The 26,500-nt window shown below is 69.1% G+C and carries 19 protein-coding genes; 11 read left to right on the forward strand and 8 right to left on the reverse strand.

Going from position 1 to position 26,500, the window contains the following annotated elements; all coding sequences use genetic code 11:
- Positions 1 to 46: 46 nt before the first annotated feature.
- The 3 genes from ACOTSS_RS00665 to ACOTSS_RS00675 all read left to right on the forward strand — a co-directional run bounded on the left by ACOTSS_RS00665 (position 47) and on the right by ACOTSS_RS00675 (position 7,251).
- Positions 47 to 1,372: a PAS domain-containing protein gene (locus ACOTSS_RS00665; protein WP_448689647.1), complete on the forward strand. Its 1,326-nt coding sequence runs from the start codon at positions 47 to 49 to the stop codon at positions 1,370 to 1,372.
- A 169-nt stretch (positions 1,373 to 1,541) separates the two neighbouring features.
- The gene (locus ACOTSS_RS00670) at positions 1,542 to 6,245 is read left to right on the forward strand and encodes an NAD-glutamate dehydrogenase (protein ID WP_448689648.1); all 4,704 of its coding nucleotides are present in this window, start codon (positions 1,542 to 1,544) and stop codon (positions 6,243 to 6,245) included.
- 148 nt (positions 6,246 to 6,393) lie between these two features.
- Complete coding sequence (locus ACOTSS_RS00675) at positions 6,394 to 7,251, forward strand: ATP-grasp domain-containing protein (RefSeq protein ID WP_448689649.1); 858 nt, start codon at positions 6,394 to 6,396, stop codon at positions 7,249 to 7,251.
- Here the strand turns inward: ACOTSS_RS00675 and ACOTSS_RS00680 are convergent.
- The 7 genes from ACOTSS_RS00680 to ACOTSS_RS00710 all read right to left on the reverse strand — a co-directional run bounded on the left by ACOTSS_RS00680 (position 7,236) and on the right by ACOTSS_RS00710 (position 14,928).
- Positions 7,236 to 7,481: a ribbon-helix-helix domain-containing protein gene (locus tag ACOTSS_RS00680; protein ID WP_448689650.1), complete on the reverse strand. Its 246-nt coding sequence runs from the start codon at positions 7,479 to 7,481 to the stop codon at positions 7,236 to 7,238. The genes ACOTSS_RS00675 and ACOTSS_RS00680 overlap by 16 nt on opposite strands.
- A 167-nt stretch (positions 7,482 to 7,648) precedes the next feature.
- Entirely contained in the window at positions 7,649 to 8,371 is a 723-nt protein-coding gene (gene phbB / locus ACOTSS_RS00685) for an acetoacetyl-CoA reductase (RefSeq protein ID WP_448689651.1), read from the reverse strand.
- A gap of 110 nt (positions 8,372 to 8,481) precedes the next feature.
- The gene (locus tag ACOTSS_RS00690) at positions 8,482 to 10,041 is read right to left on the reverse strand and encodes a DUF1963 domain-containing protein (RefSeq protein ID WP_448689652.1); all 1,560 of its coding nucleotides are present in this window, start codon (positions 10,039 to 10,041) and stop codon (positions 8,482 to 8,484) included.
- A 93-nt stretch (positions 10,042 to 10,134) separates the two neighbouring features.
- Complete coding sequence (hemH, locus tag ACOTSS_RS00695; protein WP_448689653.1) at positions 10,135 to 11,106, reverse strand: ferrochelatase; 972 nt, start codon at positions 11,104 to 11,106, stop codon at positions 10,135 to 10,137.
- Positions 11,103 to 13,391 carry a molybdopterin cofactor-binding domain-containing protein gene (locus ACOTSS_RS00700; protein ID WP_448689654.1) on the reverse strand — a complete coding sequence of 763 codons (2,289 nt, stop codon included), beginning with the start codon at positions 13,389 to 13,391 and terminating at the stop codon, positions 11,103 to 11,105. Before ACOTSS_RS00700 ends, hemH begins: the two co-directional genes overlap by 4 nt.
- Positions 13,392 to 13,527: 136 nt before the next feature.
- Positions 13,528 to 13,950, reverse strand: a complete 423-nt coding sequence (locus ACOTSS_RS00705) for a CoA-binding protein (RefSeq protein ID WP_448689655.1) — start codon at positions 13,948 to 13,950, stop codon at positions 13,528 to 13,530.
- The gene (locus ACOTSS_RS00710; RefSeq protein ID WP_448689656.1) at positions 13,951 to 14,928 is read right to left on the reverse strand and encodes an Mrp/NBP35 family ATP-binding protein; all 978 of its coding nucleotides are present in this window, start codon (positions 14,926 to 14,928) and stop codon (positions 13,951 to 13,953) included.
- A gap of 91 nt (positions 14,929 to 15,019) precedes the next feature.
- Between ACOTSS_RS00710 and hflK the strand changes: the two genes are divergently transcribed.
- The 6 genes from hflK to ACOTSS_RS00740 all read left to right on the forward strand — a co-directional run bounded on the left by hflK (position 15,020) and on the right by ACOTSS_RS00740 (position 21,597).
- Positions 15,020 to 16,177, forward strand: a complete 1,158-nt coding sequence (hflK, locus tag ACOTSS_RS00715; RefSeq protein ID WP_448689657.1) for a protease modulator HflK — start codon at positions 15,020 to 15,022, stop codon at positions 16,175 to 16,177.
- Positions 16,177 to 17,028: a protease modulator HflC gene (gene hflC / locus ACOTSS_RS00720; RefSeq protein WP_448689658.1), complete on the forward strand. Its 852-nt coding sequence runs from the start codon at positions 16,177 to 16,179 to the stop codon at positions 17,026 to 17,028. Before hflK ends, hflC begins: the two co-directional genes overlap by 1 nt.
- A 127-nt stretch (positions 17,029 to 17,155) precedes the next feature.
- On the forward strand, positions 17,156 to 18,655 hold the full coding sequence (locus tag ACOTSS_RS00725) for a Do family serine endopeptidase (RefSeq protein WP_448689659.1): 1,500 nt from the start codon (positions 17,156 to 17,158) through the stop codon (positions 18,653 to 18,655).
- 122 nt (positions 18,656 to 18,777) lie between these two features.
- A complete protein-coding gene (locus ACOTSS_RS00730; RefSeq protein ID WP_095386931.1) occupies positions 18,778 to 19,146 on the forward strand; it encodes a VOC family protein in 369 nt (122 codons plus the stop codon).
- Between the two features lie 403 nt (positions 19,147 to 19,549).
- Positions 19,550 to 21,145 (forward strand): helicase HerA-like domain-containing protein, encoded by a 1,596-nt coding sequence (locus ACOTSS_RS00735; RefSeq protein WP_448689660.1) that lies wholly within the window; start codon positions 19,550 to 19,552, stop codon positions 21,143 to 21,145.
- Positions 21,142 to 21,597, forward strand: coding sequence for a globin (locus ACOTSS_RS00740; protein ID WP_448689661.1), 456 nt, complete (start codon positions 21,142 to 21,144; stop codon positions 21,595 to 21,597). Before ACOTSS_RS00735 ends, ACOTSS_RS00740 begins: the two co-directional genes overlap by 4 nt.
- Positions 21,598 to 21,616: 19 nt before the next feature.
- Here ACOTSS_RS00740 and ACOTSS_RS00745 read toward each other — a convergent pair whose 3' ends face one another.
- Positions 21,617 to 24,319, reverse strand: a complete 2,703-nt coding sequence (locus ACOTSS_RS00745) for a M1 family metallopeptidase (protein ID WP_448689662.1) — start codon at positions 24,317 to 24,319, stop codon at positions 21,617 to 21,619.
- Positions 24,320 to 24,456: 137 nt separating this feature from the next.
- Here ACOTSS_RS00745 and ACOTSS_RS00750 point away from each other — a divergent pair, with 137 nt between their 5' ends.
- Both ACOTSS_RS00750 and ACOTSS_RS00755 read left to right on the forward strand, forming a co-directional pair.
- Positions 24,457 to 25,743, forward strand: coding sequence for a cytochrome P450 (locus tag ACOTSS_RS00750; protein ID WP_448689663.1), 1,287 nt, complete (start codon positions 24,457 to 24,459; stop codon positions 25,741 to 25,743).
- A 238-nt stretch (positions 25,744 to 25,981) separates the two neighbouring features.
- Entirely contained in the window at positions 25,982 to 26,497 is a 516-nt protein-coding gene (locus ACOTSS_RS00755; protein WP_448691383.1) for a septal ring lytic transglycosylase RlpA family protein, read from the forward strand.
- The last annotated feature ends 3 nt before the right edge of the window (positions 26,498 to 26,500 follow it).

Genomic DNA, 26,500 nt, shown 5'->3' on the forward strand with positions numbered 1-26,500 from the left:
CTCCTGGGGCATGACATCGTCCGATGTTTGCCACTGGGGATGATTGATGGACAGCATGCGCGGACTGCTTTCGGGCAGCCACGGCCAGGATGACGGCGGCATCGACGCACCCGTGGCGGTGGGCGTCGACGAACGGCGGATGCAGGTCCGGGCCTATAATTATTGGGCCTCGCTGCTCGCCGACCGCGCCTATCCCTCGGTCGAGGATCTCGACCTCGACCGCGCCGGCGACTTCGGCCCGCATTCGGTGCTGCTCGATTTCACCGCGGGGATCGAAAACCCCGCGATCGCCTTTCTCGGCGATCGGCTGCGCGCCGAATCGCAGATCGACGAAGATGTCCATTATATCAGCCAGATTCCGGGCCGCTCGCTGCTGTCGCGGCTGACCGACCATTATCTTCAGATCATCGCCAACCGCGCGCCGATCGGTTTCGAGGCCGAGTTCGTCAACGACCGCGGCGTGACGATCATGTATCGCGGCATCCTGCTGCCCTTTTCGTCGGACGATGACACGATCGATTTCATCCTGGGCGTCATCAACTGGAAGGAGGCGGCTCCCGCCGACGAGGAAGCGGAGCTGCAACTGTCGGTCGACCAGGCGCTGCGCAGCGCCGCGCCGCTGACAGCGCCGATGCCCCTGTGGGCCGACGGCCCCGATTCGGGGCATATCGATGCCGACGCGGCGCCGGGCTTCGCGTCGCTCGACTCTCTGGTCGATGATCTCGAGCCGGAAAGCATCGCCACGCTATCCTCCGGGGAGCCGGGCGACGACGCCGAACTCGCCGACTGGCTTGCCGCCGCGCGCGAAACCGCCGAGCGCGCGATCGCCGCCGACAGCCGCAGCCGCAGCGCGCTCTATCAGGCGGTCGGCAAGGCGTGGGATTTCGCGCTGGTCGCCGAAGCGCAGCCCGAGGCCTTCGCCGCGCTGCTCGAGGATGCCGGGCTTAGCGCGCAGGAGCGCGCGCCGATGACGCCGGTGGTCAAGCTGGTCTTCGGCGCGAATTACGACAAGACGCGGCTCGCCGAATATGCGTGCGTGCTCGGCCATGCGCGCGCGGAAGGGGTGGGGCGCGGCCAGCTCGCCACCTATCTCGACCGCTATCCCGGCGGCCTCAAGGGGCTGGTCAAGGACGCGCGCGCGCGCCGCAAGCCCGCCGCCGAGGAAGATGCCGCCGGCACCACGCTCGACGCGTTGCGCTGTGCGCATCCGGCGGTGATCCTGGAACATGACGCAGGCGACGCCGAATTTGTCGTGCTGATCGCGCGCGCGATGCCCGGCGGGCATATCGGCATCGTCGCCAAGGCGGCGGATGACGCGGCGCTGGTTGCGCGGCTGGCGAAAAAGGCGGTTCCGATCACGCCGGGCGGCTGAGCCGCGCCTTTGTTGCAGCGCAACAGACGAACCGAGGTTTGAAATATATTTGCGCAAAAGGGAGCGCGAGGTCTTGAGCCGCGCGCCGGGCAGGCGCATAGGGGCCGCAGCGAACGGCCCGCCGATCGTCGGTGACAGGCCCGCTTTTTGGACCGGGATGCTGCCCCCTATGCCTAACCGACCGGAATCGGATGCGTCCGTCGCTTCCGTCCCCGCTGTTCCCAAGAAAATCCAGTCCGCTTATCTCGCCGCACTGCGCGGCAGCGCCCTCCCCGGCGAGGGCGACGATATGGACGAAACCGCGCTGGCCGACGCGAGCAAGTTCATCGCCGCCGCGGCGCTCGATCGCCCCCCCGGCACGCCCGTTCTCGAACTCGAACCGATGGCCGCCGACGGCACCGACCGGCGGATGCGCCTCGCGATCGTCAACGACGACATGCCCTTCCTCGTCGACTCGACCTCGCAGGTCGCCGCGGCGCAGGGGTTGGTCGTTCACCGCATCCTGCACCCGGTGGTTTCGGCGACCCGCGACGCCAGGGGTCATCTCACGGAGGCCGGGGCGCCGCAAAAGGGCGCCAGGGACCGCGAATCGGTCATCTACATGGAGCTCGAACGCGGCGATGCGCGCGCGCGCCGCCGCCTGCTCGACGCGATCGAAGGCGCGCTTGCCGACGTCCGCGCCGCGGTCGCCGACTGGAAGGCGATGCGCGCCGCGATGCTCGCCGACGCCGCGATGCGCACCGACGACGAGGGCGCCGAGCTGCTGCGCTGGTTCGAAGGCGGCGCGATGACGCAGCTCGGCCACGAATGGCGCGGCCGCAATGGCAAGGCCAGCGACGCGCTCGGCATTTGCGCCGCGAGCAACAACCCGTTGCTGTCGCCCGCTGCGCTCGACGCCGCCTTCGCCTGGTTCGACCGGAACGAAGGGCGCGGGCCGCTGCTGATCAAGTCGAACCGGCTGTCGGCGGTGCACCGCCGCGTGCTCCTCGACCTCGTCATCGTCCCCGAGCTGAAGGGCAAGACGGTCGAGCGGTTGTCGATCCATGCCGGGCTGTGGACGAGCGCCGCACTGTCGGCGCGCCCCGGCCAGGTGCCGGTGCTGCGCGCGCAGCTCGCGGGCTTGATGGACAAGTTCGGCTTCGACCCCGCGGGTCACGCCGGCAAGGCGCTTGCGCATGCGCTGACCGCGCTGCCGCACGACCTTTTGATTTCGTTCGACGCCGCTTCGCTCGAACGGCTCGCGCTGACCTCGATGTCGATCACCGACCGGCCGCGTCCCAAGCTGGTGATGGTCGAAGGCGCGCTGGGACGGCATCTGTTCGTCTTCGTCTGGCTGCCGCGCGACGAGGTGTCGACCGGCCGCCGGCTGGCGATCGAGGGTATGCTGGCGCGCGAGGCGCGCGCCGGGGTCATCGGCTGGACGATGGTGCTCGAAGACGGCGGCGCCGCGCTGCTGCGCTACACGCTCGATCTCCGGAGCGGGGGCGTGCTCCCCGAAGAAGAGACGCTGGGCATCATGCTCGAACAGATGGTGCGCGGCTGGCAGCCCGAGGTCGAGGCCGCGCTGGCGAAGCGTGGCGACGCGGGCCGCGCGGCGGCGCTCGCCTCGCGCTTCGCGCCGCTCTTCCCGCCCAATTATCGCAATCTCTATGACCCCGAAGAGGCGGCGCGCGACATATTGCGGCTGCGCGACCTCGACGCCGAGCATCCGCGCGGGGTGCGGCTGGCGCTCAAGAGTCTCGACGGCGACGACCGTCTGCGGCTCAAGGTCTACAGCGCGTCGGGCGCGCTCGCGCTGTCCGACGTCGTCCCCGCGCTCGAACATTTCGGTTTCGAGGTGCTCGAGGAGATTCCGACCGCATTGAACTATGGGCGGCCGGTCGCGGGCGAGGACGAACAGCCCGCCTTCATCCACGATTTCACGCTGCGGGTGCCGCCCGCGGTCGACGAGACGACGCTGCTGCCGCATGCCGAGGTGATCGAGGCCGCGATCGCCGCGGTGCTCGAGGGCTCGGCGGAGAATGACGCGTTCAACGAGCTGGTGCTGGTGACGCAGACCGATCCGCAGGCGATCGTCTGGCTGCGCGCCTGGTTCCGTTATCTGCGCCAGGGCGGGTCGAGCTATGGCATGGACACCGTCGTCGCGGCGCTGCGCCACGCGCCCGCGCTGACCGCGGCGATGGTCGAGCGTTTCCGCGCGCTCCACGACCCGGCCGCGCGCGACGCGAAGCGCGCTGCGGCGCTCGAGGCCGAAATCCTGGCGGGCTTCGCCGGTATCAAGTCGATCGACGACGATCGCATCCTGCGCCTGTTCAACGCGGTGATCGGCGCGACGCTGCGCACCAACGCCTTCGCGCCCGCCGCCGAGGAGGCGCTGGCGTTCAAGATCGACAGCAGCAAGGTGCCGGGGCTGCCCAAGCCGCTGCCGTGGCGCGAGGTGTGGGTTTATTCGCCGCGCGTCGAGGGCATCCACCTGCGCGCCGGCCCGGTCGCGCGCGGCGGGCTGCGCTGGTCCGACCGCCGCGACGACTTCCGCACCGAAATCCTCGGACTGATGAAGGCGCAGCGCGTCAAGAACGCCGTGATCGTGCCGACCGGCGCGAAGGGCGGCTTCTATCCCAAAGCGCTCCCCGACGCGGCGCTCGACCGCGACGCCTGGTTCGCCGAAGGGACCGAATGCTATCGCATCTTCATCCGCTCGCTGCTGTCGATCACCGACAATATCGTCGCTGGCAAGGTCGTGCATCCGAAGGGCGTGGTGATCCACGACGGCGAGGATCCCTATTTCGTCGTTGCGGCGGACAAGGGCACCGCAACCTTCTCCGATGTTGCCAACGGCCTCGCGATGGAGCGCGACTTCTGGCTCGGCGACGCCTTCGCGAGCGGCGGATCGCACGGCTATGACCACAAGGCGATGGGCATCACCGCCAAGGGTGCATGGGTTTCGGTCCAGCGCCATTTCGCCGAAATGGGGGTCGACGTGCAGACCGACACGGTCCGCGTCGCCGGCTGCGGCGATATGTCGGGCGACGTGTTCGGCAACGGCATGCTGCTTTCGAAAGCGATTCAGCTCGTCGCGGCGTTCGATCACCGCCACATCTTCCTCGATCCGCATCCCGACCCGGCGAAGAGCTGGAAGGAGCGCGAGCGGCTGTTCAACCTGCCGCGGTCGAGCTGGGACGATTATGACAAGAAGCTGATCTCGAAAGGCGGCGGGGTGTTTCCGCGCAGCCAGAAGAGCATCCCGCTCACCGCCGAGGTCAAGGCGATGCTCGACCTCAATGTCGACGAGATCGACCCCGCGGGGTTGATTTCGGCGATCCTCAAGGCGCCGGTCGACCTCCTCTGGTTCGGCGGCATCGGCACCTATCTGAAGGCGGCGAGCCAGAACAACGCCGAGGTCGGCGACCCCGCCAACGACGCGCTGCGCGTCGATGCCGAGGATCTGCGCGTCAAGGTGGTGGGCGAGGGCGCGAACCTCGGCGTCACGCAGGCGGCGCGCATCGCCTTTTCGCAGGGCGGCGGGCGCATCAACACCGACTTCATCGACAATAGCGCGGGCGTCGACTGCTCGGATAATGAGGTCAACATCAAGATCGCCCTGAACCGCGAGATGATCGAGGGCCGGCTGGCGCAGGATGATCGCGACGCGCTGCTCGTCCGCATGACCGACGATGTCGCGGCGCTGGTGCTCGAGGACAACCGCCTCCAGGCGCTTGCGCTGTCGATCGCCGAAAAGGGCGGCGCGGGCGCGGTGCCGTCGCTGGTGCGGCTGATGGAGACGTTCGAAAGCAGCGGCCGGCTCGATCGCAAGGTCGAGGGGCTGGCGGTCAACGACGAACTGCTCCGCCGTGCGCAGGAGGGGCGCGGGCTCGCGCGGCCCGAGCTCGCGGTGCTGTTGTCGACCGCGAAGCTCGCATTGCAGGACGCGATCGAGGCGAGCGACCTGCCCGACGATCCGTCGCTCGGCGGCGACCTTGCCGCGGCCTTCCCGGCCGAGATGCAGAAGGATTATGCGAAGGCGATCGCCGAGCATCAGCTCCGCCGCGAGATCATCGCGACCAAGCTCGCCAACCGCATCGTCAACCGCATGGGCGTCGTCCATCCCTTCGAACTGGTCGAGGAGGAGGGTTGCTCGCTCGCCGACGTCGCCGCGGCTTTCGTGGCGGTCGAAAAGCTGCTCGACATGCGCGAGATCTGGGAAGCGCTCGACACCGCGAAGATCGACGAGGCGATCCGCCTGTCGCTGTTCAGCCAGGCCGCGTCGGCGATGGCCTCGCAGATGGCCGACCTGCTCCGCGTCGCGCCGACCGGCGCACAGCCCGGATCGCTCGTCGCGCGGCTCGAACCCGGTGTCGACCGGCTGACCGCGCGCGTCGACGGGCTGCTCAGCGAATCGGTGCGGCGCCAGTGGGACATGCTGAGCCAGCAGCTCCTCGACGCCGGCGCGCCCGAGGCGCTCGCCGCCGCGGTGGTGCGCCTGTTCAAGCTCGACGGCGCGATCGGCATCGTCGACCTCGCCGAACGGCGCGGCGACGACGAGGTCGCGGTGACCCACGCCTTCACCCATTTGGGCGAAGCGCTGGGGCTCGACTGGGCGCAGACGCTCGCCGCGCACATGAGCCCGACCGACCCGTGGGAGCGGCTGCTGGTCAACAGCCTCGCGCGCGATTTCCAGCAGATGCGGCTGGGCTTCCTTGCCGGACTGAAGGGTGACGATCTCGACAAGGCGGTGACCGCATGGCTCGGCGAACAGGCGCCGCGCGTCGCGCAGTTCCGCACCACCGTCGACCGCGCGCGGACGATCCCGACCCCCAATGGCGCGATGCTGTCGCACCTTGCGGGGCAGGCGCGCGGGCTGCTGGGGCGCTGATTTGAACACGCCCTCCCCTTCAGGGGAGGGCAGCGAGACTTGCGAACTTGTTCGCCAGTCGCAGCGAGTGGGGCCGTCGTCCTTGAGCTAGGCCGATGGTCCCACCCCAACCCCTCCCCTGAAGGGGAGGGGCTACAGGAATGACCTCATGCCCTATCAGCCGCGCGTCGCGATCCTCGTTCCGGCGCCAGACTATCATGAAAAATGGCAGCCCGCCTTCGCGCGCAAGGCGGCGGCGCTGGCGGGCGCCGGGCTCGCGGTCGAGCAGCGGGCATGGACCGATCCCGGCGACCTGACCGGTTTCGACCTGGTCCTGCCGCTGTTCGCCTGGGGCTATCAGCGAGACCCGGCGCGCTGGTATGCGCTGCTCGACCGGCTGGAGGCCGAGGCGCTGCCCATGGTCAATCCGGTGCCGGTGCTGCGCTGGAACAGCGACAAGGCCTATCTGGCCGAACTGGGCGCCGCCGGCGTCGCGGTGGTGCCGACGATCGAGGTCGCGGCGCTCGACGACGCGAGTCTCACGGAGGCGCGCGCGAAACTGGGCGCCGAAGAGGTGGTGATCAAACCTGCGATCTCGGGCGGCGCGGACGGCACTCACCGCCTCGCGCCGGATGCGCCGGTGCCCGACGACGCATTCGGCCAGCGCCGCCTCGTCCAGCCGTTGATGCCCGGCATATTGACCGAAGGCGAAGTGTCGCTCTTCTTCTTCGCCGGCCGCTTCAGCCACGCGATCGTCAAGCGCCCCGCCGCGGGCGATTTCCGCGTCCAGTCGCAATTCGGCGGGCGCGAAGCGGCGTGGGAAGCGAGCGGCGAGGCGCAGGCGCTCGCCGCTGCGGCGCTGGCAGCCGCCCCCGCGCCGCCCGTCTATGCGCGCGTCGACATGGTCGGCGACGCGGCGGGCCGCATGCACATCATGGAACTCGAACTGATCGAGCCTTCACTCTTCCTGAACTTCGCGCCCGACGGCGGCGCGGCGTTCGGGCGGGCGATCTACGCCGCGCTCTGACTGCCCGCGCGCTTGCCCCACAACCATTGCCGGATCGCCGAGGTCAGGTTCGGCGGATCGTCCGCCTCCATCCGCTCGACGTCGATCCGCGCGACGAGGGCGTTGACCGGGAGGTCCAGCCGCGCCGCCTCGGCCTCGAGCGCGTCCCAGAAGACGGGTTCGAGGCTGATCGAGGTCGGGTGGCCGGCGATAGTCACCGAGCGCTTGACCGGGGGGTGATATGCGATCACGCCCCCTGTTCCGTTCGTGTCGAGCCCTTCGACTGCCTTGGCAGGCGCTCAGGATAAACTTCGGCCTTCGGCCGAAGTCGAGACACCCGTCGAGATGGCGCAAGGCCGAAGGGCATCTCGACGTCGCTCGATGCGAACGGGGCAGAGAGGTATTTCACTCCCTGCACTCAATACATATGCTGCCCACCGTTGATGCTCATCGTCGATCCGGTGACGAAGCCGGCATTCTCGCTGCACAGGAAGGCGACGCCGCGCGCGATCTCGTCGGCCTGGCCGAGGCGGCCGACCGGAATCTTCGCGACGATCTTTTCGAGCACCGGTGCGGGGACCGCGGCGACCATGTCGGTGTCGATATAGCCCGGCGCGATCGCGTTCACGGTGACGCCCTTCTTCGCGCCTTCCTGCGCGAGCGCCTTGGTGAAGCCGTGGATGCCCGACTTGGCGGCGGCGTAATTGACCTGGCCGTATTGCCCCGCCTGGCCGTTGATCGACCCGATGTTGACGATGCGGCCCCAGCCGCGCTCGACCATGCCGGGGAAGCAGGCCTTCGCCATGTTGAAACAGCCGCCGAGGTTGATGCGCATGACGTCGTGCCAGTCGTCGTAGGTCATCCGCGCGAGCGTGCCGTCGCGGGTGATGCCGGCGTTATTGACGACGATGTCGACCGGACCGACCTCCGCGGCGACGCGCGCGCAGCCGTCGAGGCACGCCTGATGGTCGCCGACGTCCCATTTATACGCCGGGATGCCGGTGCGATCGGTGAAGGCCTTCGCCTTTTCGTCGTTGCCGGCATAGTTGGCGACGACGGTGACGCCGTCCGCCTGAAGCCTCAGCGAGATCGCTTCCCCGATGCCGCGGCTGCCGCCGGTGACGATTGCGATGCGTGCCATGTCTGCTGCTCTCCCACATGAGTCTATTGGCTCTTGATTAGGATGCGGCGCATGGCCCCGCAAGTTGACCGTTACGTCAATCGCAAAGCTATTCAGGACCCTATCGCGCGTCAGTTCATCCGCTGCGTGCGGAGGCGCGAAAAGTCGCCGGCGGCGAGGTCGGCCTTGCGGATGATCAGCGCGACGCTGCCCGCGTCGCCCGCGCGGCGGCTCATCAGTCCGCTGGTCGGCAGCTCGATCAGCACCGCGTCGCGCTCGTCGTCGAAATCGGCGAGATAGCGCGAGGGGATATGCCCCATCGTCGCGGCCTCGCGCGCGCCGAGCGCCTGCCACAGCGGCTCGAACCAGGCGCGCGCGGGGGCCGACAGCCGGTCGGGGTCGGCGCACCAGGCGTGCTTGGCATGATCGAACAGCAGTGCGCGATAATCCTCGACCCACAATGGCGCGCCGGGATGGTGGCGGGTCAGCGGCAGTTCGAGCGTCTCGACATGGTCTTCGCCGGTTTCGGGATCGGGGTCGCATCCGACATGGATCCAGCGGATCGCGTGGAGCGCCGCCATCACCGCGGTCGCATCGCTGGCGGTGAAGACATGCGTGTTCGCGCTTTCGCGGATGATGCCGATGATCTCGGCGGCGCTCGCCGTGGCCTCGCGATTGGCTTCGGCGGCGTCGGCGAGCGCGAGCGCCAGTTCGTCGCTGGCGTCGGCGGGTGCGTCGGCCCCGGTCGCGAGCTGCGCCACGCGCCGTTCGAGGATCGCCGCCATCGCGAGCATCGTGTCCCAGTCGAAGGGGTGGAAGGCCGGGTCGGCGATGTCGTAATCGCGGCCCGCGAGCGGATCGGCGGTGGCCGCGTCGGGCGCGGTTTCGTCTGCGGGGACGAGGTCGACCGGCCACTCGGGAAGGGCCCGCACCGCGAGCGCGGCGAGGTCGCCGAAGCGCAGCGCCCCATAGGGAGCGAACCACGCCTCGCCAGGCGCGTGCGGCGGCTCGCGCGGCGGGCCCGCCTCGGGCAGGTGCAGCGCGGTCGCTGCGCCGGTATCGGGATGGCCGAAGACGGCGAGCCAGCCGTCGCGCGGGCCGAGCCCGTCCCACAGCTCGGCGGGCAGGTCGGCGCAGGCGATCTGGGCGAGGAAATCGGCGCGCGCGCCGTCGATGCGCGGCCAGTCGACCGCCTCGGGAAGCCGCGGCCGGCCGCCTATCCAGCTTCGGGTGTGGATCGCGTCGCGCGGCGGGATGCGCGGGATCAGCCGGACGCCGCGCGCGAGGTCGGGCGCGGAGGCGTGTCGCTCGACCGCCGCCGCCATCGCTTCGAGGCTGGCTTCGAGCGAGGGCGCGGCCGGAGTCTCGGTCGCCAGCGGCGCGATGGAGGCGGCGGGTGCGGGCGCTTTGGGCGCGGTTGGCTGCGGCACGGGCTCGCTGAGCTGGTCGAGCACCGGTCTGGCGCTGATCCGCGCGAGGCGCGCCGGGGCGATTTCGACCGGTGGTTCGGGATCGCGGGCCTTATGCGTCAGTTTCGGGAGCTTGCTTTCGCGGGGTATCCTGGGTGCCTTGGGCATGCGCGGCGCGGTCTCGGCGCGCGGGCGGCGCAGCCACCAGATCGCGAAAACCGCGAGCAGAAACAGGGCCGTGACGCCGGCCAGCGTCAGCGCTGCCGATTGGACCTGGCTCATGGGGCGACCTCCCGAACTGGCGCCCGGCGGCTGCCGGGACTCGCGCGGGCCCAAGTCTAGGCGAAGGAGTTAAACAGGAGGTAAGCGTTGTCCCTATATCCAGCCGCCGAGTTCGCGCCGCACCAGCGCTTCGATGAGCGCCATCCCCGGCGCGCCAGCGTTGAGGCAGGGCAGATAGGCGAAGTCGCGCCCGCCCGCCGCCGCGAACTGTGCCTTGCCGCGGATCGCCAGTTCCTCGAGCGTTTCGAGGCAGTCGGCGGCGAAGCCCGGGGCGAAGACGGCGACGCTCTGTCCCGCCGCGCCCAGTGCCGCGAGCGTCGCGTCAGTCGCGGGCTCGAGCCATTTCGCGCGGCCGAAGCGCGACTGGAAGGCGACCTCGACCGGGCGGGCGAGCGCATCGGACAGGCGGCGTGCGGTGTCGCGGCACTGGTCGTGATAGGGATCGCCGAGCCGCCGCGTCCGCTCGGGCATGCCGTGGAAGCTCGCGAGCAGCACGTCGGGCGCGAAATCGAGCGCGGCGAGGCCGCTTTCGACCGACGCCTTCAGCGCGGCGATATAGGCGGGGTCGCCCGGATAGGGCGGCAGGAAACGCAGCGCCGGCTGGCGGCGCAATCGCTTCAGATGGTCGCCGGCCGCATCGACCGCGGTCGCGGTCGTCGCGGCGCAATATTGCGGATAGAGCGGCGCGACGAGGATGCGCTCGCACCCTTCGGCGGTCAGCGCGTCGATCGCCGGGCCGATCGCGGGCGCGCCGTAGCGCATCGCATGGGTGACGCGGACGCCGTCGCCGAGCGCCGCCTGCAGCGCCTCCGCCTGCGCGCGCGTGATCGCGGCGAGCGGTGACCCCGCATCGGTCCACACCTCGGCATAAGCGCGCGCCGATTTCCTCGGCCGAGTGGTGAGGATCGCCCCGCGCAGGATCGGTTGCCAGACGAGCGGCGGGATTTCGACGACGCGGCGGTCGGACAGAAATTCGGCGAGATAGCGGCGCACCGCCCCGGGCTCGGGCGCGTCGGGGGTGCCGAGGTTGACGAGCAGCACGCCGACATCGGGCGCCGCGGTCATGCCGGATGCCCCGACAGGGGAAGGCGGCGGATGCGGCGGCCGGTCGCGGCGAACATCGCGTTGGCGATCGCCGGGGCGACGACGGGCACGCCGATCTCGCCCAGCCCGCCGGGTTCGCGGTCGCTGTCGAGAAATTCGATCAATATCTGCGGCGTCTGGGACAATTTGGGGAGCCCGAGCTGGTGCAGCTTGCGCGCGGTCGCGACCCCGCCTTGATAGTCGGTCGTCGCGCCGACCGCGGCGGCGAGGCCGAAGATCAGTCCGCCCTCGACCTGCTGGCGCGCGATCGCCGGATTGACGAGACGCCCGGCGTCGACGACGGCGACGAGCTGTTCGACCTGCAGCCCCTTGTCGCTCTGGCGCGCGGTCGCCATTAGCGCGATGTAGCTGCCGCGCATCGCGTGGCAGGCGAGCCCCTGCGCGCTGCCCGCGATGCCGCCTTCCCAGCCGCCGAGCGTCGTCGCGGTGAGCAGACAGCGCGCGAGCAGCGGCGCGTCGCTGAGCATCGCCATGCGATAGGACAGCGCATCCGATCCCGCGCGCGCCGCCATCTCGTCGACGAAACATTCGGTGAAGAAGGCGGTGTAGCTGTCGGCGTTGCCGCGCCAGCGCGCGGTCGGCAGGCCGATGTCGGCCGGGCAATGGTCGACCGCGACATGCGGGATCGCATAAAGCGGGGCGGCGCCCTCGACCGCGGCGGCGTCGGGCGACCCTGCGGCCTCGCGCTGCGCGGCGTCGGCGGGAAGGTTATCGAACAGCCGGGCGCGGACCTCGTGATTGGTCGGCGGCACCGCGATGCGGCTGACGAGCGCGTCGATGCCGCCCGCGGCGTTCAAGGTCGCGACCATCTTCGCGCGCGCCGGCGCGCGCGGCGGCACGCGCATGATCTCTTCGGCGCGCGACCAGGCGAGCTGCACCGGGCGCTTCACCTGCCGCGCGATGATCGCCGCCTGCGCCGCGACGCTATGGTCGAGGCAAGCATCGAACGAGCCCCCCGCCATCATCGGGAACAGCGTCACCGCGCCCGGCGCGAGCCCGGTCGCGGCGGCGATCGCGTCGCGGCACTGTGCGGGCGCTTGCGTCGCCACCCAGACGCGCAGCCGCTCGCCGTCGACCGCGGCGGTCGCGGTGCGGGTCTCGATCCCCGCGTGGAGCGCGGGGGCGACCAGATATTCGGCGGAAATCTTCGTGCGGCCTTCCATCGCCTCGGCGACGTCGCCCTTTTTCGCGATGCGATAGCCGTCGGCGGCGAGCGCGGACTCGAGCGCCCGGTCGATGCCCTCGCTCGACACCGGGATTCCCCGCGTCTCGAACACCGGCGCGAAACGGTCGAGCGCGCGGTTCGCCGCCCACCAGTTGCGCGCGACCGCGGCGACCCAGCGCTCATGCTCGACGACGGACAGCACGCCGGGTGAGGCGAGCCCCGCCTTCCTGTCGATGCTCTTGAGCCGCGTCACGCCGACCGGTCCCTGCCGGATCGCGGCATAGACCATGTCGGGCAGGCGGATGTCGCCCGCGAAATTCGCCGATCCGTCGACCTTGGCGGGCAGGTCGAGCCGCGTCAGTTCCTTGCCGTAGAGCGGGTCGGCGCTCGACGCGCGATAGACGGGGGTCGCGGGCGGTTCGAGCTTCGCCGCGCCCGCCGCCAGCTCGCCGAAGCGCAGCCGCTTCTGCCCAAGGAGGACGAAGCCGTCCTGCGTGTCGCAATCCTCCCAGTTCGCGTCCCAGCGCCGCGCCGCCTCCATCATCAGCAGTGCGCGCGCCTGCGCCGCGGCGTCGCGGCACGGCGCCTCGAACATCCGCACCGACGACGAGTTGGCGGTCAGCATCACCGCGTGGCGCACCGCCCATTCGCGCCGCGCCCAGCTTCGCACGTCCTGCACGAAATCGGGGACGCCGGCACGCGGCATGAAGGCCGCGCTATCCTCGTCCACCAGCAGCGTGTTGGCATAGAGCGGGCTGATCGGCGCAGTCTCCACGGCGATCGTCCGCCAGTCGGCGCCGAGCTCGTCGGCCATGATCTGCGGCAGCAGCGTGGTGACGCCCTGGCCCATCTCGCACTGCGGGACGACCGCGCTGATATGGCCGTCGTCGCCGATTTTCAGAAAGGCGTTGAAGATATGCTCGTCGGGGGCGGCGGTGAGGTTCGGCCGGTAATCGCGCGGCCACACCGACCAGGCAAGCGCGAGCCCACCGGCGGCGGTCGCGCCGATCAGCAGCGAGCGGCGCGTGACCAGCGGCGCCCGCCCCGATTTCCTCCCCACCGTGTCGCGAATGCCGCCCATGCCCGCTGCTGATAGTCGGGGCGCGAAGGGGAGGCAAAGCCTATATTTCTCCGTCGCCCCTGCGAAGGCAGGGGCCGCTGGCAACATGGCGCAAGGCCGATAGCGGCCCCTGCCTTCGCAGGGGCGACGATTGACCCTATCGCAGCAGTCCCAGCCGCGGAATCTCGACCATGGGGCAGCGGTCCATCACGACGATCAGCCCCGCATCGGCGGCGCGCTTCGCCGCGGCTTCGTCGATCACGCCGATCTGCATCCACACCGCCTTCGCGCCGTGGACGATCGCGTCGTCGACCGCCCGGCCGGCTTCGGCGCTGTTGCGGAAGATGTCGACAATCTCGGCGGGCGGCTCGACGTCGGCGAGGGTCGCGACGACGGGGGCGCCGTGGATCGTCTTGCCCGCGTGCCCCGGATTGACCGCGATCACGTCATGCCCCTGGCGGACGAGGAAGCCGAGCACCTCGTTCGAGGCGCGCGCCGGGTTCGGCGAGGCGCCGACCACCGCGATGCGGCGCGGCCGGCCCAGCAGTTCGCGGATCTCGCCTTCGTCGTTGATCGCCATTCAGCGTCCCTTTCGTGCGTCGAGCCAGTCGGCGACCTTCGCCGCCACGGCGTGGAACGGCTCGCCCGCGGGGTCGGTTCCCGCCGCGGGAGGAACGCCGCCGTCGCTCGCGAGGCGGATGCCCATCGCGAGCGGAACGCGGCCGAGGAAATCGAGCCCCATCGCCTTCGCCGCCGCCTCGGCGCCGCCGCTGCCGAACGGATCGCTGACCTCGCCGCAGTGCGGGCAGGCATAGCCCGCCATATTCTCGACGAGCCCGACGATCGGCACGTCGGCCTGCTCGAACAGGCTGATCGCGCGCGCGGCGTCGATCAGCGCGAGGTCCTGCGGGGTCGACACGATCACCGCGCCCGCGGGCTTGTGGCGCTGGATCATGGTGAGCTGGACGTCGCCGGTGCCGGGGGGCAGGTCGACGACCAGCGTGTCGATGTCGCCCCAGCTCGCGTCGACGAGCTGCTCCAGGGCCTTCCCCGCCATCGGGCCGCGCCACGCGATCGCCTGGCCGGGCGCCGCGATCTGCCCGGTCGACAGCATCGGTACGCCATAGGCGTTGGGGACGGGAACCAGCTTCGACCCGCGCGCCTCGGGCTTGACGCCCTCGCTGTCGAGCAGCCTGGGGAGCGAGGGGCCATAGATGTCGGCGTCGACCAGCCCGACCTTAACCCCGCGCCGCTGGAGCGCGACCGCGAGGTTGGCGGCGAGGGTCGATTTGCCGACCCCGCCCTTGCCGCTGCCGACCGCGATGATTGTCAGCGCCTTCTTCTCCGCGGTCATCGCGATGCGGACCTCGGCGACGCCTGACCGCGCGAGCAGCCCGGCGCGCAGCTTTTCCTCAAGCGGCTTGCGATCGCTTTCGGCCAATCCGGTGACGTCGAGGACGATCGCGAGCGTGCCCGCATCGTCGAGAAAGCGGAGGCCCGAGGTGCGGCCGCCGCTGAGGTCGGTGGCGATGCTGGCGAGGGGAGCGATGTCGGTCATGCCCCGGCGAAATAGGCATGGCGCGGGGGAATGCCAGCCATTTTCGCGCGACCCCCCTGTTAATCGCGCCCGCCGACCCTATAACTGCAGCATGAGCAACGACAATGACGGTACGATAGGGCGCCGCACTCCGGGGGGATTGCGGCGAATTTTCGATTCGATCAGCCAGATGGCGAACAGCCCGTGGGGCAATGGTCCCAAGGACGGCGACGACGGAAAGGGCGGCGGCAAGAAGCCCGGCCCGCGCAATCCCTGGGTCACGCCCGACCCTGCCGACACCGCGCGCGGGCGCAAGCCGCGCGGCCCCTCCGCGCTCGACGAACTGCTGCGCAAGGGGCGCGGCAGCTTCGGCGGCGGGGGCGGATCGGGCGGCGGCGGGGACGGGTTCGACCTGTCGGCGTCGGCGCGGTGGTGGAAATGGGCGATCCTCGCGATCGTCGCCGTCGTCCTCCTCTTCTCGACCGTCCATGTCGTGCCGCCCGAAAAGGAAGGCGTCGTCACGCGCCTCGGCAGCTATTCGCGCACCGTCGGCCCGGGCGTCAAATTCACCCTTCCGCCGCCGTTCGAGCGCATCCGGCTCGAGGATGTTCGCGCGATCCGCACGATGGCGATCGGTTCGCCCAATGCGACCGACGAGAATTTCGTGCTGACCCGCGACCAGAGCATCGTCGATCTCGCCTATGAGGTCCGCTGGTCGATCCGCGATCCGGAGCTTTTCATCTTCCAGCTCGCCGAGCCCGAGGACACGATTCGCGAGGTCGCCGAGAGCTCGATGCGCGCGACGGTCGCCAATTTCGACCTCGTCCAGGCGATCGGTCCCGGCCGCGTGGAGATCGAATCGCAGGTGCAGCAGCGCATGCAGGACCTGCTCGACCAGTATCGCGCCGGCGTGCTGATCCAGGGCATCGCGATCCGCCAGGCCGACCCGCCGAAGCAGGTCGACGAGGCGTTCAAGGAAGTGACCGCGGCGCGGCAGGAGCGCGAATCGGCGATCAACCTCGCGCGGGCTTACGAGCAGCAGGTGCTCGAAGGCGCGCGGGGCCAGACCGCGGCGTTCGACAAGATTTACGAACAGTACAAGCTGTCGCCCGCGGTCACGCGCCGCCGCCTCTATTACGAGACGATGGAGGCGGTGTTGTCGAAGGCCGACAAGACGATCGTCGAGCCGCGCGGCGTGACCCCTTATCTGCCGCTTCCCGAGGTGCAGCGGCGTGCCGCCGCCGATTCCGTGGCGAAGGGAGGCCAGTGATGTTCGAGACTCTGCTCCGCCGGCCCATGCGGCTGCTGATTGCCGTTCTTGCGCTGCTCGTCCTCATCTCGATGACCGTTTCGGTCGTGCCCGAGGACAAGCAGGCGCTCATCCTGCGCTTCGGCGAGATCGAGGCGACGGTGAACAAATATAAGAAGGGCGAGGATTTCGGCCATTCGGGCGCGGGGCTCGTGCTCCGCATTCCCTTCTTCGACAATATCCAGATCATCGACAAGCGCATCCTGGGCATCAACATGGAACGCCAGCAGGTGCTCTCGACCGACCAGCAGCGGCTGCAGGTCGACGCCTTCGCCCGTTTCCGCATCACCGATCCGGTGCGGATGTACACCGCGATCCGCACCGAGGACCGATTGCAGCAGCAGCTCGCGACGATCCTCGGTTCTTCGTTGCGCAACGAGCTGGGCAAGCGCACCTTCGCGACCCTGCTGTCGCCCGAACGCGGTGCGGTGATGGACAATATACAGGTCGCGCTCAACCGCGAGGCCCGCAAATATGGGGCCGAGATCATCGACGTCCGGATCAAGCGCGCCGACCTTCCCGAAGGCGCGACGCTCGACGCCGCCTACAACCGGATGCGCACCGCGCGCGAGCAGGAGGCGACGGCGATCCGCGCCGAGGGCCAGAAGGAAGCCCAGATCATCCGCGGCAACGCCGACGGCGAGGCGGCGCGCATCTATGCCGCGAGCTATGGCAAGGATCCCGAATTCTATGATTTCTATCGCGCCATGCAGAGCTATCGCCAGACCTTCCTGGGTGAGAACAGCAGTGGCGCGACCTCGATCATCCTGTCGCCCGACAATGAATATCTGAAGCGGTTCCACGGCGACTGACGGCCGCGCGACCGCTGAATGAACGGCTTGTGCAACCGCCGTTCATGTTCAAACGTCGTTCAGCCACCCGGGAGCAGACAGCCGCCGCCGGGAAACGCTGGACCCTAGACGAAGAGGAATTGCAATCGTGCGTTATGTATATGGCATCACTTCGGCGCTGCTCGTGGGCGGGACGGCGCTGGCACTCGTCACCCAATCGCCCGTCGGGGCGCAGGTGGCGCAGAACGAGAAGAGCGAGATCGCCAAGGTCGTGCCCCGCTCGGGCGCACCCGAAAGCTTCGCCGACCTCGTCGAACAGCTCCAGCCCGCGGTGGTCAACATCTCGACCAAGCAGGAGGTCACGCTGGGCGTGCGGCTCAATCCCTTCGCCGGAACGCGCGAGCCGATCACCCAGGAACAGCAGGGCGGCGGATCGGGCTTCCTGATCTCGGACGACGGCTATATCGTCACCAACAACCACGTCATCACCGGCGGCCCGCGCGGCGAGCAGGTGAACGAGGTCACGGTCACGCTGACCAACCAGAAGGAATATCGCGCGAAGATCGTCGGCCGCGACGCGACCTCGGACCTCGCGCTGCTCAAGATCGACGCGACGGGCCTGCCCTTCGTGCGTTTCGGCGACAGCAACAAGGCGCGCGTCGGCGACTGGGTGGTCGCGATCGGCAACCCGCTCGGCCTCGGCTCGACCGTCACCGCGGGGATCATCTCGGCGGTGCAGCGCAACATCGGCAGCGGCGGCGCCTATGACCGCTATATCCAGACCGATACCGCGATCAACCGCGGCAATTCGGGCGGCCCGCTGTTCGACCTTCAAGGCAATGTCGTCGGCATCAACAATATGCTGATTTCGCCCGTCGGCGCGAACATCGGCGTCAACTTCGCCATCCCTGCCGACGCCGCGGCGCCCGTGATCGCGGCGCTCAAGGCCGGAGAAACGCCGCAGCGCGGCTATCTGGGCATCGGCATCGCGCCGGTGGGCGAGGATTTCGCCGCCGCGCTCGGCCTGCCCAAGGACCGCGGCGAGATCATCCAGCGCGTCGAGGACGGCGGACCGGCGGCGAAGGCCGGGCTGAAGCGCGGCGACGTGGTGACCAAGGTCGACGGCAAGGACGTCACGCCGCAGCAGACGCTGTCCTATCTGATCGCCAATGTGAAGCCCGGGACGCGCATCCCGCTCGAGGTCATCCGCGACGGCAAGACGATGACGATCAACGCCGCGGTCGGCACGCGGCCGCCCGAGGAGGAACTGACGGGCGGCAGCTTCGACCCCGAGGAAGAGCAGACGATGCCCGAGGATCCGAAGGGGACCGCCGACCAGGCGATCCAGGATCAGCTCGGCATGGCGGTGCAGCCGCTGACCCCCGCGATCGCGGGCGATATCGGCGTCGAGCGGACCACGAAGGGCCTCGTCATCGCCGCGGTCGGCGGCAGCAGCGACGCGGGCCGCAAGGGCCTGCGCCGCGGAGACGTGATCCTCAGCGTCAACCGCGCCCAGGTGACGACCAGCGAGGGCCTGTCGAAGGCGCTCGCCGACGCGAAGAAGGCGGGCCGCAACGCGGTGCTGCTCGAAATCCTGCGCCGCGGCCAGCCGCCGGCGTTCATCCCGATCCGCATCGACGGGAAATAAACCGCCCGCTCAGGACCTTGGACAAGGGCGCCCGCGATCTTCGGATCGGGCGCCCTTTTTCTTTGCGCGGCGCAGAAAATGTTCCTATTATGTTCCATCAGTCACGAGTCGGGAGAAAAGCGATGATCGGTTATGTGACGCTGGGAACCAACGACCTCGCCAGGGCGGCGGTCTTTTACGATGCGATCGCGGCGGAACTGGGCGTGCCGCGGATGATGGAGTTCGACGGCTTCATCGCGTGGGGCAAGGAAGGCGGCGGCGCCGGGATCGGCCTGACCAAGCCCTATGACGGCAACGCCGCGAGCGTCGGCAACGGCGTGATGGTTGCGCTGGAGGCGAAGGACGAGGCGCAGGTCCAGCGCCTCTACGACATCGCGCTCGCCAACGGCGGCACCGACGAAGGGGCGCCGGGGCCGCGCGGCGAGGGCTTCTATGCGGGCTATTTCCGCGACCCCGACGGCAACAAATTGAACGCCTTCATCATGGGGTGAGGGGTTCGGCCTTTGGGGGAGCGAACTTGCTCCCATATTCGTCATTCCCGCGAAAGCGGGAACCCAGAGCGCGCGTCGGCCGATCCCGCCTCTGGATTCCCGCTTTTGCGGGAATGACGAAGGTTGGGACGCGGAACATCCGCTACCGCCCGCGTGGTGATCCCCGGCGAAAGCCGGGGTCCAGGGCGTTGGAAAGCCGGCGCTGCGCGGTTACGCTCTGGACCCCGGCTTTCGCCGGGGATCACATCGGATTGGACCGAAACCGGTCGCTGGCCACCGCTTGCGATGCGCGCATGCGGCGCTATTGCGGCTTTAGGCACCTTAGCGGGCCGGGTTTGCCGATTGCCTCCCATCCCCCTCCGCTCTAGACCTTGTGGCAGGTTTCCAGAGCGGAGGACATCAAGTGAGCGAAGGCGGCGAAGCGACTGAAATCTATCTCGGCCTCGGCGGCGGCGGTGCGGCCGACGGGCCCCGCCAGTCGCTCGTGCTCAAGCGCGCGAACCGGCACGGACTGATCGCCGGGGCGACCGGCACCGGCAAGACGGTGACCTTGCAGGGGCTCGCCGAGGGCTTTTCGGCGGTCGGCGTGCCGGTGTTCGTCGCCGACGTGAAGGGCGACCTGTCGGGCATCGCGATGGCGGGCAGCCCGACCGCGAAGACGCACGAGCCCTTCGCCAAGCGCGCCGCCGAGATCGGCGATAGCGATTGGGCCTATCGCGACAATCCGGTGATCTTCTGGGACCTGTTCGGCGAGCAGGGCCATCCGATCCGCACCACCATCTCCGAAATGGGGCCGCTGCTGCTCGCACGGCTGATGGGGCTGAACGAGGTGCAGGAAGGCGTGCTCGCGATCGCGTTCAGGGTCGCCGACGAGCAGAATATGCTGCTCCTCGACATGGGCGACCTGCAGGCGATGCTCGCCTGGTGCGCCGAGAATGCCGACGAGCTGACCACCAAATACGGCAATGTGTCGAAGGCGACGGTGGGCACGATCCAGCGCCAGCTTCTCAGCCTCGAAAGCCAGGGCGGCGACCATTTCTTCGGCGAGCCCGCGCTCGACATCATGGACATGATCCGCTGCGACGACCAGGGCCGCGGCTATGTGAACGTCCTCGCCGCCGACAAGCTGATGGCGAGCCCCAAGCTCTACGCGACCTTCCTGCTCTGGCTGCTCTCCGAGATGTTCGAGACGCTGCCCGAGGTCGGCGACCCCGACAAGCCGAAGCTCGTCTTCTTCTTCGACGAGGCGCATCTGCTGTTCGACGACGCGCCGCCCGCGCTGACCGATAAGATCGAACAGGTCGTCCGCCTGATCCGCTCGAAGGGCGTCGGCGTCTATTTCGTGACGCAGAACCCGATCGACGTGCCCGAGGCGGTCGCGGGCCAGCTCGGCAACCGCGTCCAGCACGCGCTGCGCGCCTTCACTCCGCGCGACCAGAAGGCGGTGAAGGCCGCCGCCGAAACCTTCCGCCCCAACCCGAAGGTCGATGTCGAGCGCGAGATCACCGAGCTCAAGGTCGGCGAGGCGCTGGTGTCGCTGCTGATGGCCGACGGTGCGCCCTCGCCGGTCGAGCGCACGCTGATCAAGCCGCCCTGCTCGCGCGCCGGGCCGCTGGAGCCGAAGGAGCGCGCGATCATCCAGTCGATCTCGCCGGTCGCGGGCAAATATGACACGGTGGTCGACCGCGAGAGCGCCGAGGAACTGCTCGCCGCCAAGGCCGAGCAGGCGCAGGCCGCGGCGGCCGAGGCGAAGGCGAAGGAAGAAGCCGACAAGCAGGCCGCGATCGCCGCCAAGGAAGAGGCGAAACGCAAGGCGGCCGAGGAGCGCGTCCGGCTCCAGCAGGAGCGCGCCGCGGCGCGCGAGGCCGCGAAGCCGAGCATGGCCGAAAAGATGGTCCAGTCGGCGGCGCGCTCGGCCGCGACGAGCATCGGCCGCCAGATGGCGGGCAAGCTCGGCGGCCAGCTGATGCGCGGGATATTGGGCAGCCTGTTCAAATGAGCGATGGCGGCGATGCCGCGCTGATGGAGGCGAGCCTTATGGCCGTCGCCGACGCCGGCATCGATATCCGCCACGCGCTGTTCGAGCGCTTCCTCGCCGCTTACCCCGAACGGCGCCCGGCCTTCCTGAACCTCGACGCCGCGTCGCGGCGGATGACCGACGAGACGCTGCAGATATTGTTCGGGCTCGCGGCCGGCGAAGGCTGGGTCTGGCCGCTCGTCGCCGAGCTGGTCGTGACGCACCGCAATTACGGCGCGCTGCCGGCGGACGAATATGACGCCTTCGTCGACCTGACGATCGACGAACTTGGCCGCGCCGCCGGGGCGGTATGGACCGGCGCGCACGCCGCGGCGTGGCGGCGGCAGGGCGAGGCGCTGAAGACCATGATCCGCCGCGCGCTCGCCGAATGGCAGAGCGCCATGCCCGGCGGCGCGGCCGCCGTCCCCGCCTGAGCGGAGGCGGCGAGCCGGCCTACTTCCCCGCGAGCCAGGCCTTGGTTTCGGCCTGGATGCGCGGCTTGCTCTCGGCCTGCTCCTTGAGCACCGCGATCGTGCGCTCATAGGGCTTGCGGACGTCGGCGGGCAGACCGGCCGCCTTCTTTTCGAGCTGCGCGACCATCGCCGGATCGTCCGAGTTCATCGCGAGGCCGGCGAGGAAGCGGACGCGCGCTGAGGCGTCGATCAGCTTGTCGACCTCGGCCTGATGCGCGTCGACGAAGGCGACCGTCGTGTCGGCGTGATGACGGGCGGCGCGGCCGATGATCGCGGCGCTCGTCGTCTTGCCCGGCTCGGCGGTCAGCGACAGGTCGAGCGCGCGCTGCGCAAGCGCGTCGTCCTTCGCGGCGCCGAGCAGGGTGTAGAGCGTGCTGCGCTCGACCGTCGACTTGCTCGCCTGGGCCAGCCGGTTCAGCTTGTCCCAGTCGGCGGCGCTGGCGTTGGTCGCGACGATATCGAGCCACAGCGCCTTCGCCGGGCCGTCGAGCGCCTTCGGATCGCTGTCGAGCAGCGCGAAGCGGCGGCGTGCCTCGGCGAGCACGGCCGCGTCGCCCATCGCGCCGAGCGCGCGAATCACGTCGGCGCGCAGCACCGCGTCGAGCGCGGGCTCGCCCTGCTTCGGATCGAAGCCGAGGCGGGTCAGCGCCGGACGCAGCGCCGCCGCGCCGCGCGCCGCAATCGCCGCCTGCGTTGCCGCATCGCCGTCGAAGGTCGCATGAAGCTGCGCATAGCGGCCAGCCGCCTCGCTCAGCACATAGGGATTGGCGTCGGCCGGCGCTGCGGCGAGCAGGCCGAGCGCGGCGCCCATCGGCTGATAGCCGGCGATCGAGAGCGCGAAATTGTCGCTGATCAGGCCGAGCTGGTCGATCGGCTGGATGTTGGCGAAAGTGCTGCGCAGCGCGTCGAGGGCCTGGGGGGTGTAGAGGGTACGGAAATAGCCGAGTTGACCGCCGTTAAGGATGGTGGCGCCGCAATTATCGGCTTTAATCAATTCCTTGCCGTCACGAATGACGACGCGCTGGTCCTTGCCGCCGATCGTGCGGACGAGCATCGGCACCCGCCAGCGGTGCCCTTCGGCGTCGATAGTGTCGCGGCGGTCGCGCGAAAATTCGCCCTGGGTCACACTGATGACATTGATACCGCCCTCGCACTTGCTGCCAGTCATGCGGATCAGCGGGATGCCCGGCTGGCCGGTGAAGTCGTGCGCGATTCCCGTCAGCCCCTTGGCGCCCGCCGCCTCGACGGCGTTCCACAGGTCGTCGGTGCGGCTGTTGGCATATTTGTGCGCGGCCATGTAGCGGCGCAGCCCGTCGCGCCACACATCCTCGCCGGCATAGGCCTCGAGCATCGAGATGACCGCCTCGCCCTTCTGATAGGTGATCGCGTCGAACGCCTGGTTGGCGTCCTCGACGGTGCGGATCGTCTGCAGGATCGGGTGGGTGGTCTTGTAGGCGTCGAGCCCCATCGCGCGCTCGCGCCCGTCGACGCGGGTCAGCAGCGGCTGCCATTCGGGGTGATAATGGTCGGTGACCTTGGTCGCCATCCAGCTCGCAAAGCCTTCGTTGAGCCAGAGGTCGTCCCACCACGCCATCGTCACCAGATCGCCGAACCACTGGTGCGCGGTCTCGTGCGCCTGGACGCCATAGATGCCCTGCCGCGTCGCCTCGCTGGTGATCGCGGGGTCGTCGAGCAGGATGCGCTCGAAGGTGAAGATCGCGCCCCAATTCTCCATCGCGCCGAAGAATTGCGACTGGCCGGGTCCGGCGATATTGTCGAGCTTGGGCAGCGGATAGGGCTGGCCGAAATAGTCGCCATAATAAGTGAGCAGCGGGCCGAGGCTGTCGAGCGCGAAGCGCGCCTGCTCGCCCGATCCCTTGGGCGAGACGATGCCGACCTCGGCGCCGCTCTCGCTCTTCTTCGCCATCCGCTCGAAATCGCCGACGCCGAAGAAGAGGAGGTAGGAGGACATTTGGGGCGAGGTGCCGAAATGCACCATCTTCATGCCGTTCGCGGCCGGCATCTCATGCTCGACCGGCATGTTGCTCACCGCGAGCTGATCCGCCGGGACGGTGGCGGTCAGGGTGAAGGTCGCCTTGTAGCTCGGCTCGTCGAAGCTGGGCACGAAGCGGCGCGCGTCGGGCGCCTCGAACTGGGTGAACAGGCCGCGGCGCGGCTCGCCGGTCGCCTTGTCGGGATAGTCGAGGGCGAAGAGGCCGTTCGCCTGGGTGTTGATGACGCCCTTGTAATCGGTCGTCAGCCTGTATTTCCCGGGCGCCAGCGCGGCGGGTGCGGTGAAGGTGACGGTCTGCGCCGCCGCGTCGACCGTCACGGTCAGCGGGACCTTGCCCGACCCGTCGGCCTTCGCGAGGCTCGCGCTGGCGAAGGTCAGGTCGAGCGCGTTCATCGTGATGACGCTCGAGCTTTCGAACAGGTCGAGGTCGATGGCGGCGCGGCCGGTGAAGGTCAGCGCCTTGGCGTCGGGGGTGACCGCGATGTCGTAATGCGACGGGCGCGCGATGCGCGGAAGCTGGCTCGGCACGCTGTCGGCGAGCGGCGCGGGGGCGGCGGTCGCCGCAGGGGTCGCGGCGGGGGCGGCGTCCTGCGCGAGAGCGGGGCCGGCGGCGGCGAGGCTCAGCGACGACAGCGTCGCGAGCAGCAGGTGGCGCGTGGTAAATTTCATGGCATCTTCCCCGTTATTTCAGACTCGAGTAATAATGTTGCAGGGCCTAGGCCCTGCGGGCCGGGGCGTCACGGCCTCTATTCGACGGGCGTCCGTTCAGCCTCGACAGACGGTCTTTCTTGCGGCAGTTTCGTTGCATGACAAAACCTATATTGCCCGGAGAGGTTGCCGCCGCGGTCATCGACCCCACCGCCTATGCCGCGTGGGAGCCGCTTCACGAACAGCTCGCCTGGGCGCGTGCCAACGCGCCATTGGCGGTCGCCGAGAATCCGACCCACGATCCCTTCTGGCTCGTCACGCGCCACGCCGACATCATGGCGATCAGCCGCGATCCGCAGCGTTTCGCGAACGGCATCCGCCCGACGGTGCTGACCGACCGCAACGGTGAGGCGCTCGCGCGCGCCGCGACGCCGGGGGGCGACGGGCATCTGATCCGCTCGCTGGTGCAGATGGACGCCCCCGATCACATGAAATACCGGCTGCTGACGCAGGGCTGGTTCATGCCGAAGAATCTGCGGATCGTCGAAGACCGCATCCGTCAGCTCGCCCGCGAAACGGTCGATCACATGCTGTCGCTGGGCGGGACATGCGATTTCGCGCGCGACGTCGCGGCGCATTATCCGCTGCGCGTGATCATGGACATTTTGGGGGTGCCAGCCGAAGACGAGCCGCGGATGCTGATGCTGACCCAGCAGCTGTTCGGATCGACCGACCCCGAGCTCAACCGCGGGCGCGAGGCGATCAAGAGCACCGAGCAGGCGATCGCGATGCTCCATTATGTGATCGCCGATTTCGAAAATTACTTCCGCGAACTCACCGCCGACCGCCGCGCGAACCCGCGCGAGGACATCGCGACGGTGATCGCCAATGCGACGATCGACGGCGGGCAAATCCCCGATCGCGAACTCGCGGGCTATTATATGATCGTCGCGACGGCGGGCCACGACACGACGAGCGCCTCGACCGCTGGCGCGATGATGGAGCTGGCGAAGAGCCCGGCGCTGTTCGCGCGCTTCCGCGATGCGGCGGTCGACAAGGCGGGACTGATGGAGGAGGCGATCCGCTGGTCGACCCCGGTGCAGCATTTCATGCGCAGCGCGCGCGAGGACGTCGAGCTGGGCGGGCAGACGATCCGCGAGGGCGACTGGCTGATGCTCAACTATGTCTCGGCGAACCGCGACGAGGCGGTGTTCGCCGACCCCTTCGCCTTCGACCCCGACCGCGCGAAAAACCAGCAGATCGCCTTCGGCTTCGGCGCGCATGTCTGCCTGGGGCAGCATCTGGCGCGGATGGAGATGCGGATTTTGATGGAGGAATTGCTGCCGCGATTGAAATCGCTCGAACTGGCGGGCGAGCCGGCGCGGGTCGAATCGGTGTTCGTCGGCGGACTCAAGCGGCTGCCGATCCGGTTCGAGGCGGCGTAGGGGGCTGTCGACTCGGCATCTCATAACTTCGTCATTCCCGCGAAAGCGGGAACCCAGAGCGTGGGTCGGCTGACCCCATTCTGGGTTCCCGCTTTCGCGGGAATGACGATGGTGGGGGATGTAAGCTCTCCCCACCCCCGACCCGCCATACCCCTTTATCCCCGCGCGCTTCGCCTCTACGGTCGATCCGATGCGACGGGGTTTGATTATCCGATCGGCGAGCGCGGCGGCCGCCTTGATGCTGTCGGCTTGCGCCGGCGGCAATTTCCGGCCGGTCAGCGATGCGCCGGTGCGGATCGGCAAGCCCTATTCGGTGCGCGGGACCACCTATGTGCCCGCCGCCGCGCCCGCCTATGACGCGCTCGGCTATGCGAGCTGGTACGGGAATGAATCGGGCAACCGCACCGCGAACGGCGAAAAATTCCGCCCCGGCTGGATCACCGCCGCGCACACGACCTTGCCGCTGCCGACCTATGTCGAGGTGACCGCGCTCGACACCGGGCGGCGGATCATCGTGCGGGTCAACGACCGCGGGCCATTCTCGCGCGGGCGGATCATCGACCTGTCGCGCGGCGCGGCGGAGGAACTCGGCATCAAGGCGCAGGGGCACGCGCCGGTGCGCGTGCGGCGGGTCGAGCCTTCGGAAAAGGACCGCAAGCGGCTTCGCGACGGCAAGCCCGCGGCCTCGCTCGGCCGCGTGCCCGAACGCGAGTTGCAGCCGCTCCGCATGCGGCTTTCCGCCGAGGGCCGCTGACGG

The organism is Sphingopyxis sp. NJF-3, assembly GCF_053514865.1.